This window comes from Granulosicoccus antarcticus IMCC3135, from assembly GCF_002215215.1.
GTDB lineage: Bacteria > Pseudomonadota > Gammaproteobacteria > Granulosicoccales > Granulosicoccaceae > Granulosicoccus > Granulosicoccus antarcticus.
The window spans coordinates 2,186,567-2,204,081 of the sequence record NZ_CP018632.1 but is presented as its reverse complement, the minus strand read 5'-3'; the positions used below and the strand labels follow the sequence as shown (position 1 = coordinate 2,204,081).

General features: G+C 49.7%; 15 protein-coding genes. 8 read left to right on the top strand and 7 right to left on the bottom strand.

Going from position 1 to position 17,515, the window contains the following annotated elements:
- Positions 1 to 115: 115 nt before the first annotated feature.
- Complete coding sequence (locus tag IMCC3135_RS09615; RefSeq protein ID WP_088917412.1) at positions 116 to 1,000, bottom strand: LysR family transcriptional regulator; 885 nt, start codon at positions 998 to 1,000, stop codon at positions 116 to 118.
- Between the two features lie 118 nt (positions 1,001 to 1,118).
- On the opposite strand from IMCC3135_RS09615, the gene IMCC3135_RS09610 reads away from it, so the two are divergent.
- From IMCC3135_RS09610 to IMCC3135_RS09600, 3 genes are all read left to right on the top strand, one after another.
- Entirely contained in the window at positions 1,119 to 1,790 is a 672-nt protein-coding gene (locus IMCC3135_RS09610) for a glutathione S-transferase family protein (RefSeq protein ID WP_088917411.1), read from the top strand.
- Positions 1,791 to 1,817: 27 nt separating this feature from the next.
- On the top strand, positions 1,818 to 2,627 hold the full coding sequence (locus IMCC3135_RS09605; protein WP_088917410.1) for a CmcJ/NvfI family oxidoreductase: 810 nt from the start codon (positions 1,818 to 1,820) through the stop codon (positions 2,625 to 2,627).
- A 109-nt stretch (positions 2,628 to 2,736) separates the two neighbouring features.
- Positions 2,737 to 3,507 (top strand): SDR family NAD(P)-dependent oxidoreductase, encoded by a 771-nt coding sequence (locus IMCC3135_RS09600; RefSeq protein ID WP_088917409.1) that lies wholly within the window; start codon positions 2,737 to 2,739, stop codon positions 3,505 to 3,507.
- Positions 3,508 to 3,613: 106 nt separating this feature from the next.
- Here the strand turns inward: IMCC3135_RS09600 and IMCC3135_RS09595 are convergent, their stop codons facing one another.
- The 3 genes from IMCC3135_RS09595 to IMCC3135_RS09585 form a co-directional block, all read right to left on the bottom strand.
- Positions 3,614 to 4,036 carry a GFA family protein gene (locus tag IMCC3135_RS09595; protein ID WP_088917408.1) on the bottom strand — a complete coding sequence of 141 codons (423 nt, stop codon included), beginning with the start codon at positions 4,034 to 4,036 and terminating at the stop codon, positions 3,614 to 3,616.
- Between the two features lie 477 nt (positions 4,037 to 4,513).
- On the bottom strand, positions 4,514 to 4,861 hold the full coding sequence (locus IMCC3135_RS09590) for a hypothetical protein (protein WP_088917407.1): 348 nt from the start codon (positions 4,859 to 4,861) through the stop codon (positions 4,514 to 4,516).
- A 599-nt stretch (positions 4,862 to 5,460) separates the two neighbouring features.
- The gene (locus IMCC3135_RS09585; protein WP_157735881.1) at positions 5,461 to 6,591 is read right to left on the bottom strand and encodes an ISAs1 family transposase; all 1,131 of its coding nucleotides are present in this window, start codon (positions 6,589 to 6,591) and stop codon (positions 5,461 to 5,463) included.
- A gap of 272 nt (positions 6,592 to 6,863) precedes the next feature.
- Here IMCC3135_RS09585 and IMCC3135_RS09580 point away from each other — a divergent pair, with 272 nt between their 5' ends.
- The gene (locus IMCC3135_RS09580; RefSeq protein WP_088921772.1) at positions 6,864 to 8,210 is read left to right on the top strand and encodes an ISNCY family transposase; all 1,347 of its coding nucleotides are present in this window, start codon (positions 6,864 to 6,866) and stop codon (positions 8,208 to 8,210) included.
- Between the two features lie 491 nt (positions 8,211 to 8,701).
- Here the strand turns inward: IMCC3135_RS09580 and IMCC3135_RS09575 are convergent, their stop codons facing one another.
- Positions 8,702 to 10,063, bottom strand: a complete 1,362-nt coding sequence (locus tag IMCC3135_RS09575) for a transposase (RefSeq protein WP_088917405.1) — start codon at positions 10,061 to 10,063, stop codon at positions 8,702 to 8,704.
- A gap of 525 nt (positions 10,064 to 10,588) precedes the next feature.
- On the opposite strand from IMCC3135_RS09575, the gene IMCC3135_RS09570 reads away from it, so the two are divergent.
- Both IMCC3135_RS09570 and IMCC3135_RS09565 read left to right on the top strand, forming a co-directional pair.
- Entirely contained in the window at positions 10,589 to 11,065 is a 477-nt protein-coding gene (locus IMCC3135_RS09570; protein WP_157735880.1) for a Pycsar system effector family protein, read from the top strand.
- A 160-nt stretch (positions 11,066 to 11,225) separates the two neighbouring features.
- Positions 11,226 to 13,400, top strand: coding sequence for a nucleotidyl cyclase domain-containing protein (locus IMCC3135_RS09565; RefSeq protein ID WP_088917403.1), 2,175 nt, complete (start codon positions 11,226 to 11,228; stop codon positions 13,398 to 13,400).
- Positions 13,401 to 13,757: 357 nt separating this feature from the next.
- On the opposite strand, the gene IMCC3135_RS09555 is transcribed toward IMCC3135_RS09565, so the two are convergent.
- Together IMCC3135_RS09555 and IMCC3135_RS09545 are read right to left on the bottom strand one after the other, a co-directional pair.
- Entirely contained in the window at positions 13,758 to 13,898 is a 141-nt protein-coding gene (locus IMCC3135_RS09555; RefSeq protein ID WP_157735879.1) for a hypothetical protein, read from the bottom strand.
- A 418-nt stretch (positions 13,899 to 14,316) separates the two neighbouring features.
- Positions 14,317 to 14,787: an Lrp/AsnC family transcriptional regulator gene (locus IMCC3135_RS09545; protein WP_088917399.1), complete on the bottom strand. Its 471-nt coding sequence runs from the start codon at positions 14,785 to 14,787 to the stop codon at positions 14,317 to 14,319.
- 109 nt (positions 14,788 to 14,896) lie between these two features.
- Here IMCC3135_RS09545 and IMCC3135_RS09540 point away from each other — a divergent pair, with 109 nt between their 5' ends.
- A complete protein-coding gene (locus IMCC3135_RS09540; protein WP_205737981.1) occupies positions 14,897 to 15,826 on the top strand; it encodes a DMT family transporter in 930 nt (309 codons plus the stop codon).
- Positions 15,823 to 17,004 carry an amino acid aminotransferase gene (locus IMCC3135_RS09535; protein WP_088917398.1) on the top strand — a complete coding sequence of 394 codons (1,182 nt, stop codon included), beginning with the start codon at positions 15,823 to 15,825 and terminating at the stop codon, positions 17,002 to 17,004. The genes IMCC3135_RS09540 and IMCC3135_RS09535 overlap by 4 nt, the downstream gene beginning before the upstream one ends.
- Positions 17,005 to 17,515 lie beyond the last annotated feature (511 nt).

The following is a 17,515-nucleotide window of genomic DNA, read 5'->3' as shown; positions in this document are numbered from 1 at the left end:
TTATCGTAAACCCGTAAGCAAGCTTACAACTCGAACCGCTCACCAACGATCAACGACAGCTAACTGCAAGCCTGCAAATCCCCGACTATAGACCCACAACATATAGCCGACAAACTCACTGCAGCACATGGTGCATTCTGGATGCCTCTACAATCAGGTCACGTATCCAGATATGCGCAGGGTCAGCATTCAAACGCTCGGGCCAGATCGCTTCAAGCTCAAAGCCTGGTACCGGGATGGGAGTCTCAAACGTCCATAAATCCCGATGCATCACCGTGAGCAACCTTTCGGGCAACACGGCCATCAAATCCGTTTGCTCAAGCAATGAGCCCACGACTGAAAACCCTGGAACCACCAACCCCACCATGCGTGTACGGCCTATGGCAGCCAAAGTATGATCGGTGGGTCCAGAGGCATCTCCACGAAAGGGAGACACCAGCAAGTGAGGACTTGCACAAAAATCATCCAGACTGACAGCCTTTCCTGCCAACGGATGACCTGCACGTACCACCCCCACATACCGATCTTTAAACAGGATGCGAGACTGCAGGCTCGGCGGTGCAAATTCACGCACCGTCAGCGCCAGATCAATACCCTCCTCGCGCATACGACCAGCAAGGCTGCCTGTCTCAACGGGTCTGACGACCACACGAAACGATGGTGCTTGCTTCTGAATCAATTGCAATAAGCCCGGTAGCAACAAGGCAATCGCGTAGTCCGACGCCGCTATCGTAACCAGGCCATCACTGGTTGCCGGATCAAAGCTTGGTGCACTAACCACTTTCTCCAGTGCAGAAAGCGCTATCTGAACAGAGGGAAACAAGGCCTCCGCTCGAGGCGTTGGAACAACGCCACCTGCCTGTCGCAGAAACAGGCGATCACTGAACAGATCACGCATCCGTGCCAGCTGCCCACTCATACCCTGCTGGGTCAATCCGACGCGCTTGGCCGCTCGTGTGACATTGCGCTCTGCCATCAGCGCGTTAAACGCCAGCAGCATACGCGTGTCCAATCTTGCTATATCACGATAAATGGTAATGCGTATCTACCTTACTTGTTTGCCAGATAATGATCGAAGTTATAGCATTAATGAACATTAGACAAGGATCTTATTCCCAATGAGCAATAACAAGGTGGCGGGTAAATTGGAGCTTTTTGCAGATCCGATCAGTATCAATTGCAGAAAGGTCATTGCAGGACTGGCACTCATGGATATCGATTATGAGCTGACAAAAATTGGCTATTTTGCTGGTGAACAAAAAAGCGCAGCTTATCTAAAGATCAATCCAAATGCCAAATTGCCCGCTCTGCGCGATGGTGATCTTGTCATCTGGGAGTCTAATGCCATTCTTCAATATGTCGCCAACAAGTATGGAAAAACAGACGCCTACCCGGCTGAGCTAGGTACCCGAGCAGATGTGGATCGCTGGTTGTTCTGGGAATGTGGCTCATGGTTTGCCAGCTGCTACACGTACACGGTAGAAAATTGCGTCAAACCCATTCTTGGCGCAGAGCCTGATCCGGCCATTCTGGCGATCGAGGATGAAACATTCCACAAACTAGCCAGCATTCTGGATGCCCGTTTGGGTCAGATGCGCTATGTGTGCGGTCACACACCAACCATTGCCGATATTGCGGTCGCAGCACCCATGCATCTGCACAAATGGCAACAGCTACCGTTGGAAAACCACAGCAACATCAACCGCTGGATGAGCGAGCTAATTGAGCCCGCTGCCTGGTGGCGTGCATCTCATGTGGGCGAAGGATTCACCCTTCCTGGCAATGCCTGAAGCCACGAACTGAAAAGGAGCAACACGATGGCAGACGTAAAAACACAACTCAACTACTCGGTGGACAACGGTCGTGAGATTGACTATTACTTCTTTGAACCCGCCCAGGATGTAAAACTCAACCCTCCGGGCACCGATGTCCAGGACGTTGTCATCCGAGACGGTTGGTCACAGGCAGAGTCATTTTCTCTGGATGCTGAAGGCTTTGCGATCAAATCGTTTGATGGTGGTTTTCGCCAATTTGACAATGAAGAGGCAATCACCTCCCTGCTCTACCCACAAGTGATCGAATTCATAAAGAAACAAACCGGTGCACGGCGAGTCGAGATTTTTGACAAAACCATCAGGCAACGTTTACCCGATGATCTGAGCCAGCAAACAGAAGAGCATCGTCCAGCCGTCTTGTTAGTCCATAGTGATTACACACCGCGCTCAGGCCCAGCTCGTGTGCGGGACATCCTGCCCGAGGATGCCGATGAATTACTCACTGGACGAGTGGTCTTTTACAACTTCTGGAAATCACTGTACGACGTCGTAGAAGAACTCCCATTGGCCTGCTGTGATGCTCGCTCCAGCATCGATGAGGATATGTTATTGATGAACCTCAAATACAGCGATCGCACTGGCGAGATTTATGTCCTGCGTCATTCTCCTGATCACAAATGGTGGTATTTCCCCAAGATGAGCGCCGATCATGCCTTGCTACTTAAGACCTACGACAGTGAAATAGATGGACGTGCACGCTTTATGGGGCACTCTGCATTTGAAGACCCGACAACTCCAGTAGGTGCACAACCAAGACAGAGCATAGAAATACGCACCATGGCATTCTTTTAAAACCCACCCATCCTGCGCCTGCATTGCACTCCCTCATTAATCCAGGCAATAAGCAACAGCACTGCAGTCGACTTTACTCGCCCACCCAACCATTCAAAGAGATTCACACATGAAACGTTTTGAAAAAAAAACAGTGCTTATTACAGGAGCTGCAAGCGGTATCGGGTTTGTCACCGCGCAGCAGTTTGCCCTTGAAGGTGCGCAGGTAATCGCAACCGATATCAATATAGATGCACTAGAAACGGTATTCCGTGAAGATCTGGCCAATGGTTTGAAGATAGAAACTCGTCGTCAAGATGTCACCAGCAAGGCTGAGTGGGAGGCTCTGGTGGACGATGTTGTGGCCAAACATGGCCATCTGGATGTGATGTTCAGCAATGCGGGTAGCGCAGATTTTGCCTTGTGTGAAGACACCTCCGAAGAGCGCTGGCGCTGGGTCAATGCCCTTAACGTGGACAGCGTCTTCTTTGGCATGCAAGCCTGTATCCGCGTCATGAAGGAGAACGGTGGCAGTATTATCAATAACTCATCAATAGCAGGTGTGATCGGTGAACCTCTGCTAGCGGCCTATTGTGCAACCAAAGGGGCCGTTCGAACCATGACCAAAGCGGTTGCTATCGACTGTGCTCGCCAGGGATACCCAATCCGCATAAACTCCATCCACCCCGGCTGGACCGACACGGCACTGGTTGACAACCTATTGGCAGCACTGGGTGACAAAGGCACTGAGTTTGCAAACAAAACCGTAGGTGCCGTCCCCATGGGAAGACTAGGAACACCGATTGAAATCGCCAGGCCGGTATTGTTTCTTGCCAGTGATGACGCCTCATTCATGACGGGCGCGGAACTGATCGTCGATGGCGGCTACACCGCAGCCTGAAGATACATAATGACTCGCTCCCGCTGCTCGCCAATCAGGCGACAGCGGGTACCTCGCTCCCCGCTAGACCGAGCAACAACAACCCGCTAGCAGTCCAGATCCCAGACTACGTTTCAGAGTAGCGCAGCACCCCCGCTATGAGCGATCCAGAATTTTCGTCCGTTGGATGATTCACGCCATCATTAACAACTACCTCTTTAAAATCGAATGGGCTTACCCCCTCGATGCACGACACATTGACGCCAAATTGATCAGGGTTTGAACGACGCTGATGGTGTGTGTATATGCCACACGCAGAACAAAAGTAATGCTTTGCTGCATTCGTATTAAATTGATAGAGCGTCAACATTTCCTGACCTGTCACAAATTCAATACCATCCAAATTGGCAGACACGGCAATGGCACCACGCATACGGCAGTATGAACATGTGCATCTTCTGATTGTGTTGAATTCATCTGTCAATCGGACCTTAAACTGTATCAATCCACAATGACAGGCAGCTAAATGTGTTTTTGAGAGTGCGTTCATTTATTTGATTGGATATAAAAAGGTACTGGCTTGCTACCAAGGCTCGTAAAATCGGGTTCTGTCACGACGAACCGACACAGCGAGACGCAAAGTACCCTTGCTGCGTCTCACTGATCCTCCCCTGTCCCGACGGACACTCTGTTAAGTCATGATCATCCCAGCAGAGGCGCTCAATGGCAACAAGAAAGACAATTAGAAAATACCCGGACCAACTAACCGGACAACTTCAAAACAGAGTTTATAAGGCTGGCCCAAAGCATTGGCACGGCGGCGGCCAAGGAGCTTGGTATTTCAACGTCTCAGATCTATAACTGGCAGAACAAGCAGCGAGTTCAAGCATCTACAACCGAGATCGAGAAGCGGTTATTGGTAGAAAACGCCAAACTTAAGCGTGGGCTCGCTGAACAGAAAGAGGAGCTTGCCCTGTAAAATTGTCTAGTCGTGCTTCGTAAAAACCTAAAGTGAAGTACGCTTTCATCAATCAGAACGAGTGAAACGTGCCGGTCGCGAAGCAGTGTAAATGGCTGTGCGTGTCGAGCCAGTGATTACTACGACTAGCGGGTTCCTCAGCCCATACCCACGAATCGCCCTGAGCGTCAGAGAACGATTGATGAAGCCGTTACCGTCGCCTTCAAAGATCGTCATGAACGCTACGACTCGCGACGCCCGGCTATCAACCTCAATGAGGCCGAATTTACCATTGCCGAGAACACAATGGTGGCTAGCATGTGCCGTCAGCGCCTTGTAGAAAAGGCCGTATGCAAGTTCAAAGCGACCACCAACTACAAGCACAAATCTCCTGTAGCCTCGAACCTGCTCGAACATAATTTCAGTTTCAACGCCATCAATGAAAATTAGTGTGGAGATGCCACCTATTTATGTGACTGACGAAGGCTGGAATTACTTGGTCATAGAGCTGGCTCTATTCTCTCCTCGAGTGGTTGGCTGCTCACTAAGTCATTGAATCACCACTCATCTCGTCTGTGACGCTATGCATATGGTGATCAGCAATCGAGTCGCCATTGACAGGACCATCATGCACACAGATCGAGGAAGTCAGTATTTTTTCGAAGCGATTCCAACGACTGCTCAAAGTCGACTGCATACGATCCAGCATGAGCAAGAAAGGTGACTGTTATGATAATTCCTGTGCCGAATGTTTCTTCCATTCACGGAGAAACGATTAAAACCCGAGATATGACAAGAAAGGAAATCTTCAACTACGTCGAATTTGACTACATAATTCTTCGATATCATTCCTCAAAAAATAACACAAGTCCAGTCCAATTAAAACTGACAAACGCAGATTAGCTCATTGTCCCTCACTGTTGGAGATATTCAATCTTCTTGAGAAGTCTGAAGAAACCTACAAGGTAAGGCTCGGTTTTTATCAGGGCAATCGCTCTATGACCGCAGCCCGGCGATTACCTTCTCCATGTATTCCTCATCCCAGCCGGCACGGCAACGTCTAGCCTCCATGCCTCCATGCCTCCTTTCTCCGTCTTCTCCCGTTTTAGAAGATTCAACGCCATTCGCCTCAGTACCGACAAGTTCTCCGCCCCTTCACCCTTGCGTACTCGAGACTCGTCCTCTCGGAATGCAACATCGAGAACCCAATGCAAGCCGTTTTCCACTTGCCAGTGAGCACGTTTGGCCGAAAGGAAATTCTCAGCCGTCTCCTCCAGGCTGCTTATATACCAATGACGGTAGAGTGTCGTCTCTCCCGTGAGCGTGCGCTCGGACTCGATGACCACGATTCTCTTCAACTCTGCCCAGCTTTCCGAGAACTCGTTTATCAGTGTCTCGTCAGAACTTACCCAGCACCGCCGATGTTCGAGTCGTCCGTGTCCTGCGTTACTCTGTTCGGCATAGTCGTCAAAGCGTGCCGCGAAGCGCTCGCGGTCGCGATCGAGAAACGTATCCCCGATCGCCTCGCACAGACTCGGTTGGTTCTCCTTGACCGCCAGCAAGTAGTGCGCTCCCTTCTCGATTATCCGCTCCACGATCTTTCGCTGGCAACCCATCGCGTCTATCGTGACCAGACTATCCTTGAGATCGATCATTCCCAGCAGGGTGGGGATGGCGGTGATCTCGTTGGACTTACTATCGGTCCCGATCTGTCCGAGTACCAGGGCATTAGCCGTTAAATAAGCGCTGATGATGTGACTCGCCATTGCCCCGTTGGCCCGGTCGTGGGAGCCGCGTATCGTCTTCCCGTCAAAGGCCACCACGTCCCCTGGGAGAGTTAGAGCCATCGAGGAGACCCACTCGATGAAGCACGTTTTGAATTGCTCGGGTTCGATCTTGGCAAACACATCGCTGAAGGTGTCATGGGAGGGGATGCCCTTGGGCAAACGCAGAAAGGTTCGAAACCAGGCCTCCTTCGAGCGTCCGAAGGTGACTACGGTGGTCCAATGATTGGCCCCGCCGATCACCGCGCAGAGGGCAATCATCAGGATGTCAATGAACTCGTGGCGCTGGTTGGCAGTCTCCCGCCGTGGATCGTCGAGTTCGGCAAAGTGTTGGGTAACAGAATCGAGCAAAAGACTGGACACGAGCGTTTCTAATCCGGAAAAGTGAACCCGAGTAGAAGCGTAGTAGAGGCTCAAGAATGTTTTCTTAAATTTCAGTCACTTGATAGAGCGATAGCCCTGCGGTTTTTATGCCCTTAGCAATCTTCTTAGCTAGTGTCCGTCCGAAAACGCTAAACGATTGAAATCAAATCCGAATTCGGGAATTTCAGGGTAATAAGTTCCGGTGATTTTTTGCTACCTTGTGCATCAAACGACTGATTTACAAGGAATCACAGAAACCACCAGAGGTAACAATGCGAATTCAGCGCACTGTCAATACCAGTATATTCGAATCGTTCAGCGAACACGAGATCGGCCTGGAATTGAAGGCCATTTCAGCGTTTCTGGATAGACACGTTGAGGTTCTGGACTGGGTTGCCGCCGATTTACGGGTGAAGGCTGTGCAGAAAACGGGGCGTGCCGAACTCCCCGTCGAGTGTGTCGTGCGATGCGCCCTGCTCAAGCAGATGCGTCAACTGAGTTACCACGAGTTGTCGTTCCATTTGTGCGATTCGGCCTCCTTCCAGGCCTTTGCCCGTTTGCCCATGGGCTGGTTTCCGAAGAAGTCCGCTCTCCAGGATACGATCAGTCGGATCACACCCGAGACCTGGGAGCGAATCAATCACTGCGTGCTCCAGGAAGCGCAGCTCGAGAAGGTTGAGAATGCGAGAAAGATCCGCATTGACAGCACCGTCACCGAGTCGGATATTCACGAACCCACAGACAGCTCTCTGCTGTTCGATAGCGTGCGTGTCATGACCCGACTACTCAAATCGGTTGGCAAACTGCCCGGGAAGCCGGTGATCGAATTCGTCAATCATCAACGCCGGGCCAAACGACGTGCCCATCAGATCTTCAATACGAAAGGCATAACGGAGAAAGTACCGCTGTATGCCGATCTGATCCAGGTGACATCCGTGACGTTGGCCAATCTGGAAAAGGCAGAGATGGCCGTGAGCCTCTCTTGCACAGACATACACAAAAAGGCAAATTGGCAAGCGGAGGTAGCACGCTTTAAACCCTGTATTCAAAGGGTAATCGATCAAACACAACGACGCGTGTTCAATGGTGAGAAGGTCCCGGCACAAGAGAAAATATTCAGTATATTTAAAGCTCATACCGACATCGTGATCAAGGGTGCCAGAGACATCGAGTACGGGCACAAACTCAATCTGAGTTCGGGCAAAAGCGGCTTGATCCTGGATGTGGTGATCGAAGAGGGCAACCCTGCCGATACGGATCGATTGCTGCCGATGCTTGAGCGTCACGTGACTCTGTTCGATCAGCCCCCTCGACAAGTGGCCGCCGACGGAGGCTATGCCAGTGGGGCGAACCTGGAGGCCGTAAAGGCCATGGGTGTCACCGACATGGCCTTCAACAAGAAACGCGGTCTCAGTATTGCGGATATGGCAAAGAGTGCCTGGGTGTATCGCCAGTTAAAGAACTTTCGAGCCGGTATTGAAGCAGGCATTTCGTGCCTGAAACGCGCCTACGGATTAACCCGATGTACCTGGAAGGGTCTGCAACACTACCGCTCATTTGTCTGGTCATCGGTGGTCAGCCATAACCTGACGGTGATGGCTCGACTACGCCCTGTCTGAACCACTGAGCTTACTGAATTACCCAGATGGGCGGGCACGCTCAGGGTTCGTCGTGTCTGAAATAAGGGCCACGCTTGCAGAAACACGCCAAAATCACGAACCCGCTTATCTTCCGGTAATAGGTGAGACCAATTTAGTGCAGTCTGAGTTCCGGATTGGCGGTTTGTACGGCTCTCAGGCTGTTTTCGGATGGACACTAGCTAGCACACGTATGAGCTCCTCGTCCATAGATGTCTCCATGATTCAGTCCTGTTCGTAGGATAAATTGAATCACGGGTATTTACACACTTAAAAACAGTCTTTTCCAATCGGATCAGGGCAGCAATTCCCGGCGAACAAGTACCGTAGTTGTATTGTAATGTAAAACTGGTTACCAATTTATTGCAGGCACCGATGGGCCTACCGCGAATTGGCATGAGTGATCAGATGTGGAGGAACGTGCGGTAGGCCTAAAGTTGGTGTGTGGAGTGTGGGCAGTAAGATGAGCCGACCTATGTTGGCCGATCAGAAGGTATCTCGAAGGCAAAGTCGCCTGGCTTATGCCAAAAACGCATGAACCCCTCCCATTCGGAGGCTTTGACGGTGGTAAAGGCGGCGCGCAGGCGTTCCCACAGGTTCCGGCGTGATTTGTGATGTATGCGGATTTCGCCGAAAACCCGGCAGAAGCTCTCCTGGACCTGATCGATCAGAAAAGCCAGGAACATCAATCCACCGAGCACACTGGAGAGGTACTGCTTTCCGTGGCCGTAGGAATGCCCCATGTGATAGCCCTGGTTCTTGGCTGCGTTGAATGTCTCATTCTCGATCTTCCATCGCGCGCGTCCGGCGCGCATGATCTGCTCGGCGTTCTCAGGGGTGATCTGCAGGCTGCTGATCCACTGCCAGTTATGCTCCTTGCCCTGTCGATCAATCTCGTAGTACTCCAGACAATTGACCAGCAGCTCAGCGTGAGTGTTGTTCAAGGGAACTTGCTCGCAGATGCGATAACCACGAAGTAGGCCCGTCTTCTCATCCACTGTTTCCCACGCCTGCAACTCCCCTTGCTTCATGCGCTGATCCAGCGTCTCGAAAAGTGCGGCGTTAGAGCCGGGTTTGGCAACGATGATAAAGTCCATCCGGTGTTCGATCAATGTCTTTAAGTGCGGCCCGTTAGCAGCCAGTGCGTCTTCGATCACAATGAAACCACGCTTGGGGTACTGAGCGGCAAGACTGGCAATCAGGCGCTTACCCGCATTGCGTTCGCAGTCATTCTTGTTCGAACCATCGGCACGAGTGATAGGCTCGAAATCCAGTGGCAGCACCGTGCTGCGTTCGGGATGAACGATCACGGCACCGAGCATCTGATGGTAGAACTCTGATCCTTCATCAGACTTCTGGTTGCGTTTGGGCTTTTTAACGCAACAGTGCTTGCAGCTGATGCGAGTGGATGAGAAAGTGCCTGTGCCGTCTATCGAGAGCAACAGTTTGCCGTTGAACAACTGGAAGTCCTTGAGCGAGTTGCTGCGCTGCAGGCCACTGTGAATGGCACGAAAGGCGCCTCGCAACTCGCTCGGATTGACCGGATCGAGAATCGCGCGCATCTGAGAATCACAAGGGACTTGGCTCAACCCGAACAAGGTGCGCAGATTGTGGTTCGAGACAGGCTCGCTGGAACGGGCATGCTGATCGAACATCAATAAGGAGGGGTACTTGAGTGAAAAGATCGCCAGTCCAGCCATCAGCGAATCGGACATCGAATACTGGACACTGGCCTGCCTGCGCTTATCATTGACTTTGTCAAAGGCGGTGCGAACAGTGGTCAACAAACCGGGCATTGAAACGTCCGGGCGGAAACGAGCAAACGGGGCTGCCATGGGCTACAACTCAACATCATCAACAAACAGATGTGAAAAGCGTAGTCGGCAGATTACGAAAAGCTAGTAGTCAAGGTCCGCTACAACGTTGATCTGGCGAGGTTTGTCAACTCGCCGGGAACTGCTGGGATCAGGGCAGACCGAACAGATGTTCCTATTGTATGCATCATATATCAGTTTTAGCAATATATTTCAGGTATATACCAACCATTAACCTAATCTATTTTCAGTCATAAATTAGAGCATATTTTATGCTCTATTATTCCTTTATCTAGTTAATGAACTCTTAGCCTTCTTGCAATATATTTTTCAAATAACGTCAGCTGATGATCACAATCTCGACATTGTCACAAGAACGCGTTACATTCATTTGAACTCATATTTTGTGGTCAGTGGTAATCATTACGCGAACATTCCCAAAACCGCTGCCATCTGTCTATTTTTAAATTAAGCAATGTGGTTTATGCAACAACGCTGCTCCCTACGACACAAGCGATAAATACGTATATAACGCAGGAATGAGTCGTGCTAGAAGAATATGAAAGACTACTTGACCGTCAGATACAACGTATTTCAATGGCAGAGGGAAAAGCCAGCACAATTTTGGCAATAACCGCAGCTATGCTTGGGTCGCTACTCGCTGTCGCTTCCAGGTTCGCAGGAACTGCTTCTGAGCTAGCACTTTCTATCACCAGTCTTGTTGTAACGTTATTATTGTTTTCCTTACTATCATTGGCTCTTAGTACCTTTCCCCGTATACGTGGCACTTCAATAAAATCAATGTATTTTTTCCATGATATATCTGCGATATCAGCCACAGAATTTTCCAATAAATTAAAACAAGCAACTACCGATGAAAAACTTGACGATCTAGCGCTGCAAATACACAGAAATTCAGTTATCGCGACCGAAAAGTACCGCTGGTTGACACGCGCAATGTTGAGTCTTTTTTTGAGCAGTTTGCCGTGGGCTACCGCATTGTATTTACTTGTCAAAATATAGAACAATTAACGCTTTTTAGGAATTTCAATCTCGCCCCGCAGAGGAAGCTATTTAGCATGACAACAGCACTTACATCATAAGCTGTTAACTCATTAATGCTGCATTTGGTAGACAGCGGATTATCAACTAGATTAATAAAACGCATTTCTAATAAAACACCTTGAACAATAAAAAACGAAAAAGGATAATCGAACCTTGGATCGAAGACGCACAGCAGCTGACTGAGTCTGATATTCAACAACAAACATCACACTCATTACTTAAGCGAACACAAGCCGTCGATGACTTCCTGAGTGAGTCCAACATTCGTTCTACTGCGTTAGTAGCACCAAAAGGATTCGGCAAAACGCTAATGCTGAAAATGAAACGGATGAGCTTGGAATCCAGCCATCGTTGTATACCAACCAGTGCTGTCTTGGACCGGCCACTTCCTAGACCACCTACTCTACAAAAAAATCTTACAAGCGACCTGAAAAATACCGAACTCTGGGAAAGCCTTTGGCAAATTGCATTTTCTATTACGGCCCTCAAGTCCTTCTGTCGTGCGACCGATCAGTCCAACGATTTGAGCTACGTACGTTCACGGCTTCCACGTGCTTCTCAAATGGTGAAAATTCTAGATGATCACCACTTGGATACACCCTTCTCGATTCTCCATGAATTCCTAAGCGGAAGTCCTAATGAGGTACATTCCGCCGTACAAGTTTCTCATCACATCCTAGGCGGGTTCAGTCGGATAAATATGCCCATCGCGATATTCATTGACAACATTGATGAATACCTCGAAGCCTATATCAACGAACGTCCCAGCGAACGTACCGAACTACATGCCATATATCTTCGCATATGGCACAACGGCCAGATAGGTGCTTGGCATGCACTTAGGAGGCTCAATGGAAGTAATCCTCGGATAAAAATATTTATTTCAATGCGCAAGGAAGCCTATTTCTATGCCACTGCAAATGAACCTCAATTTGCAAACCTGAAAGCTTTTGCGAAAGTGCTATCGTACGATCGAGACGACATGATCGACATCATTTACAACAACATTCGTTCAGAACAAAAAAAGAAATTGGTCGATCCTGACAAGAAAGATGCGATGTTACAATTTGTGGGGACAGCAAGTGAGTGGATATCAAACAGCGGCACCGGAAAACCTGAAAGCGTTCTAACGTATTGGCTTCGTCACTGCACTACTCGACCACGTGATTGTGTTTCCGTCGGAGCAGAGATAAGTCGCTTGGGACCTGAACGTAGAAGTAGAGCGACAGTGAGAGCTACAATCAACCGCGTATCAGAAGAGCGGGTTAAAAGTCTGTTTACAGAAGTTGGTCCATTTTTAGATCATTTCTATCCAAAGCTACTAGCGGATGTTGTAAAAACCAACGTTTTCGGAATTGACGAGTTAACTGAAGCCTCAATGGCTTACGCAGCCCTTGCCAGTGAAACTTACGGAGCATCAGGTGATGCATGCGAACACGTTTTCTGTGCCCTTTACTCTTTGGGATTGGTGGGTATCGTAAAACGAGATCGTAATCGTGATGAAGGTCTGATTCAAGAATTTGCACCAGTAGGAACAATTGCACTTGGTACCATGCGTGTATTACCAAAAGCTGAAACTTATCTTCTTCACCCTGCGCTAAGTGATTATCTTGCTGGACTCGACGCTTCATTCCTGAACAAGATGAACTGCCACAATGTCATAGGTGACGGTCTAGAATGGCGCATTGAAAGCTTCAGTCGCCTTGTACTGAGAGGCGACGTAGTTGGGTTTCGTGAAAATATCATGAATAACCCTAGCGCTGCGACTGGATTTGATTCGTATTGGCATAAAGTATACCGAGAGTATACAAGTGACTTGGACTATGCACATGCTTCAGACGGTGATTCTATCACCCTTGCCGACAGGAGCTCAATGCGTGTACTTAAAGTAGCACAGTGTATGATGCGTGCTTTTGAAGATTCCGACTTTCAGCTTAAAATGAGATTTGGAGGTCACAGAGGCCAATGGAAAATTCAACATGGCGACGATGGAATTGCCCGAGTAGAACTCTCCGAAATACTTGGTGTGGCCGCAAGAATCGAACCCCTTGCAAACCCAGGAGATATATTGATATCGCAACATGCATATGAGAATATCCTTCGTCGAGAGCGCCCAGATATAGCTAAATTACTAAAGTGTATAAAGGCAAATTACTCTCATAACATCAATTTTAGTTCTAAGGGCGAAGTCGATATCTCCAAGAAACTCGAGTCTCCTGAATGCATGATGCTATACACAGTCGGCACCCTTGCCGAATCGTGCGAAAGCGCTCAAATAAGGACTGAGAAATAGACAGCTGAAGTGGAAAACCTTATGACTCACGACAAATACGCCCGCTCACGCATACATTTCAGACGTTGATCCAAACTGGTTCGTTATCAATTTTACCAAGATTGACAATGTTCGAACTATTTTTCAATTCGTTGACAAAAACCTGTTTGGTGAAGCAATAGCCCAAGCGTCGTAGCCTGTCGTGAATGGTTGTGATAAAGCACCTGCCCAAATTGAATTCATCTGCAGTAATACCTATCAGAATCGAAGGTGACAAATATCCGATACCGAAATCATCAATAGAAACAAGTACTCCCAGAGATCGCAGTACAAAGACCTGATGCTAAAAACGTTGCGTTGCCACCAATGCGTTCTCTGTCAGCTCCAGAACGACTTTTCCGCCATGCTCGTCGTTACCAGCCCCAGGATAAAGAATCGCATGACGGTGACATCGCCCGCCTGCAGCGCTGAGACACTGATGCTTATATCGTCTCCTAACTGCTCCGTCAATCGATCCATATTCCTCACCACATCCTGAATCGCGAAACTGGTAATGTCACCGAGCAACCCCAGCCCTGAGACAGAGCTCTATTAGACCACCGTCAGTCGCCGCTACCCAACGTATGTGCGCATCAAAATCATCAAGCCTTCCTGCCATTATAGCGATCATGCGTTGGGGCGCGACTCGAAAACTTACTTCTCGGATGGCAACTTCACGGCCCTGTTCCAGATCCGTCTGTGTAGTGAGTGTCTCTATCACTTATTCATCTAAGTAGCTGACAATGCCACCCGGTAGCTGTTACAAAATATTGCCCACAAAGCTCATTGCTCCCCATATCCCCGTTAAGCCGCCCATTAGGGTAAACCTTAGCTTCTCAAGGTAAGTCCAGGTGGTACTTGTTATCGGGCACTGTACATTGTATGAATCCAGTGCCACTCATGAGTCCATGCCAAGCGATAGCGGAAAGACTGTTGATTGTTTGACGGTGCCATAGGCAAAACCCGAATCAATTGCCGCAACGCCTTTGATGCGATGCAGGCGGGTGCGCACAAAGCGCTCGTAACCTTTCAAGTCAGCCACAAGTACGCGCAATAAATAGTCGGAACCACCCGACATCACATAACAATCCAGTATTTCGTCAATCCCCCTCACAGCCTCCTCAAAACCTTGAGCCACCTCTTCTGTGTGACGATCCAGGGTAATGCGAACAAAGGCAGTTGTTGGGAGACCGCATTCGCCTGGGTCTACAACGGCAGAATAACCGCGGATGACACCGGCCTTTTCCAGATTCTTGACCCGGCGCAAGCAGGGCGAAGGTGACAGGCCAACACGCTCGGACAATTCTTGATTGGTCTGACGCCCATCTTTTTGTAGCTCTCTGATAATTTGGTAGTCTTTTTTATCCAAGCATCACCTATTGGCAGATTCTGCCAATATTGTTGCATTTTGAGGTTGAATACGCAATCTGAACTCAGTGCTTTTCCTCTAATATGACGGAAATTTCAGGAGAATAAGTGTGTCAATCAGCGCAGATGTAATGGGCTATCAACGCCTGCGTAGCCTGCCGACACCCGAACGAAGACAACTTTCAGCCTATGTCGCCATGCTCGTTACCGTGCTGATATGGGCAGGATTTGCCCTCACGACACGGGCAAGCGGTGCGTCGGCTCTGGCCTTTGGGGATATCGCATTCTTGCGAGCCCTCGTACCCAGCCTGATTTTCCTGCCCTTTCTACCGTCTCGAATCGGCATGATCCGCCAAGCCGGTATTGGCAATTGCACCGCAATGACTGTTGGCGCTGGTGTCCCGTTTTTTTGGCTGGCGATTCTTGGAGGATCAGTCACCTCGGCAGCGCATGTCGGAGCACTTATCGCGGGGGTCGTTCCGATATTTGTTGCTGGCCTCTCATGGTTAATGACAGGGGTCAAACCCTCAAGACAGGCCATTTGCGCATTAGCCATTATTTTCCTCGGCGCGCTCTTCCTCATCGCTCCGGCCGGCGCACAGAGCCATTGGATGGGAGTTTGTGCGCTGCTGTTGGCAAGTTTGCTCTGGGCTAGCTATACCATCGCGATGAAGCGTTCCAGGCTTGATCCGATTGCTTGTGGAATCGTCATTGCGCTGCCCTCATTTGGCTTGATCACAATCCTGCTCTTGACGGGTATTGTGGCCAGCAACTGGGGCAACTACACCGTTGCCCAAGCCCTGCCCTTTGTTCTGATCCAGGGGATTGCGGTAGGCGTTGTAGCCAGCCTGACCTATGCATTTGCAATTTCGCAACTAAGCGCTGGTCGCTGCGCAACGTTGGGATCAGTAGCCCCGGCACTGACCGTTCTTTTGGCTGTACCTGTTCTCAATGAAAGCTTGACCCTTCTGACGGCACTTGCAGTCATCACGATTTGCGCTGGTGTCATACTATTCAATAAGCGCAGGAATTTACCATGATTTCTCTACTCCCCCCTATCGAGCAAGATCCGCTCTGGAAATTGACTGCCAGGTTTCAGGCCGACCCGCGCCCGGAAAAACTGGACTTCGTGCTCGGTGTCTACAAGGATGAACATGCCCAGACGCCAGTCATGAATGTGGTTCACGAGGCTGAATTGACGTTGGCGCGGCAACGTGCTTCCAAAGCCTATAGGTCCCTGTCCGGTCATATAGTCTTCAACGAAGCAATAACAAGACTCTTGCTAGGCACAAACGCCACACGGCTTGACGACACCGCAACACTGCAGACAATTGGTGGTACTGGCGCACTTCGCTTGCTGGGCGAAATGATTGCGCGTGCTGACAGCACTGCCGTGCTGTGGTCGACGGACCCCGGTTATGTCAATCACAAGCCCATCTTCGCGCGCTCCGGTCTTGTTGTACGACCCTACCGCTGGCACCCACATGCAGGAACAGCAGGAAGCGTGGATATGAGCTGTGTCCTTGCAGATCTCGAGGCTGCTAAAGCCGGCGACGTAGTCTTGTTGCATGGTTGTTGCCACAACCCAACAGGGCTGGATTTAGACTTGAAAGGCTGGCAGAGCATCGCCGAACTGTGCGCACGCAAGCAACTGATACCGCTTGTTGATATGGCCTATCAGGGATTTGCAGACGGTCTGGAAGAAGACGCCGCAGGTCTGCGATTACTCACCTCTAATCTGGACACCGTGCTTGTAGCAGCAAGCTGTTCTAAAAATATGGGACTTTATTGTGAGCGGACAGGCGCTGCGCTAGTCGTCACGCCAGACCCTGCAGACAAGGCATTGGTAATTGCAACATTGCAGGATATCGCCCGTGCAAACTACTCGATGCCCGCTGACCACGGCGCAGCCATCGCTGCCTTGGTGATGGAAAACCATGATGCATGGAACACCGAGCTTAGCGCCATGCGACACAGACTCATCAATTTACGGTCTCAGCTGGCTGATTGTCTGGACGCTCTCGGCGCTCCCAGTACGCTTCGAAAAATTCGTCACCACAAAGGCATGTTCTCGATGCTGTTCTTCACACCGCAACAGATGGAGCGTTTACGCTGCGAATTCGCCATCTATGGCACCGATAGCAGCCGAATCAATATCGCCGGCCTGTCATCGAATGTTATTGAGTACACGGCCCGTTCATTGATTGCAGCTGCATAGTAAAAAACTTTAAACTCCACCAATCGAGAATTAAAACACCCATAGCGCGTGTTCAGCTATCGTGAAAAACCAGTCGAAGTTGCGCGAATCAACCAGTAGCCAACGTTACCGAGCCCCCTCATCTCGAGCGTAAAGCGGTACCGATCGCACCGGCAGGTGACAATTAAATACCTCAAGTCTGACACTTTCAACCATGCATTAGACTGTATTTATCGGGATCGAATATGAGTACACAGTATGTGAATTCGTTCACTCCTGAAGAACTTGCACTAATTTCCTTGTTGACATTGTTTTCTACGTCGGTATACTCCCGCGCCATGACTCATCAAGCCAAACAACTCACCAGTAACAGCGATCGCAGCTGGCCGGCATTCTATCGCCGACTGGATTCCGGTTTTGCTTTCAGGCAATCATCAATCAAACCAATGATTCAAGCAACAATCGAGACAAACAACACCAATCGGAACGGGCATGCCCTGACAGGCAAACCTGTGTGTTGAACCCACACTGA

Coding starts and splice junctions, on each gene's coding strand:
- IMCC3135_RS09615 (WP_088917412.1), bottom strand. CDS start 1,000: ATGCTGCTGGCGTTTAACGCGCTGATGGCAGAGCGCAATGTCACACGA.
- IMCC3135_RS09610 (WP_088917411.1), top strand. CDS start 1,119: ATGAGCAATAACAAGGTGGCGGGTAAATTGGAGCTTTTTGCAGATCCG.
- IMCC3135_RS09605 (WP_088917410.1), top strand. CDS start 1,818: ATGGCAGACGTAAAAACACAACTCAACTACTCGGTGGACAACGGTCGT.
- IMCC3135_RS09600 (WP_088917409.1), top strand. CDS start 2,737: ATGAAACGTTTTGAAAAAAAAACAGTGCTTATTACAGGAGCTGCAAGC.
- IMCC3135_RS09595 (WP_088917408.1), bottom strand. CDS start 4,036: ATGAACGCACTCTCAAAAACACATTTAGCTGCCTGTCATTGTGGATTG.
- IMCC3135_RS09590 (WP_088917407.1), bottom strand. CDS start 4,861: ATGTTCGAGCAGGTTCGAGGCTACAGGAGATTTGTGCTTGTAGTTGGT.
- IMCC3135_RS09580 (WP_088921772.1), top strand. CDS start 6,864: ATGCGAATTCAGCGCACTGTCAATACCAGTATATTCGAATCGTTCAGC.
- IMCC3135_RS09575 (WP_088917405.1), bottom strand. CDS start 10,063: ATGGCAGCCCCGTTTGCTCGTTTCCGCCCGGACGTTTCAATGCCCGGT.
- IMCC3135_RS09555 (WP_157735879.1), bottom strand. CDS start 13,898: ATGGATCGATTGACGGAGCAGTTAGGAGACGATATAAGCATCAGTGTC.
- IMCC3135_RS09535 (WP_088917398.1), top strand. CDS start 15,823: ATGATTTCTCTACTCCCCCCTATCGAGCAAGATCCGCTCTGGAAATTG.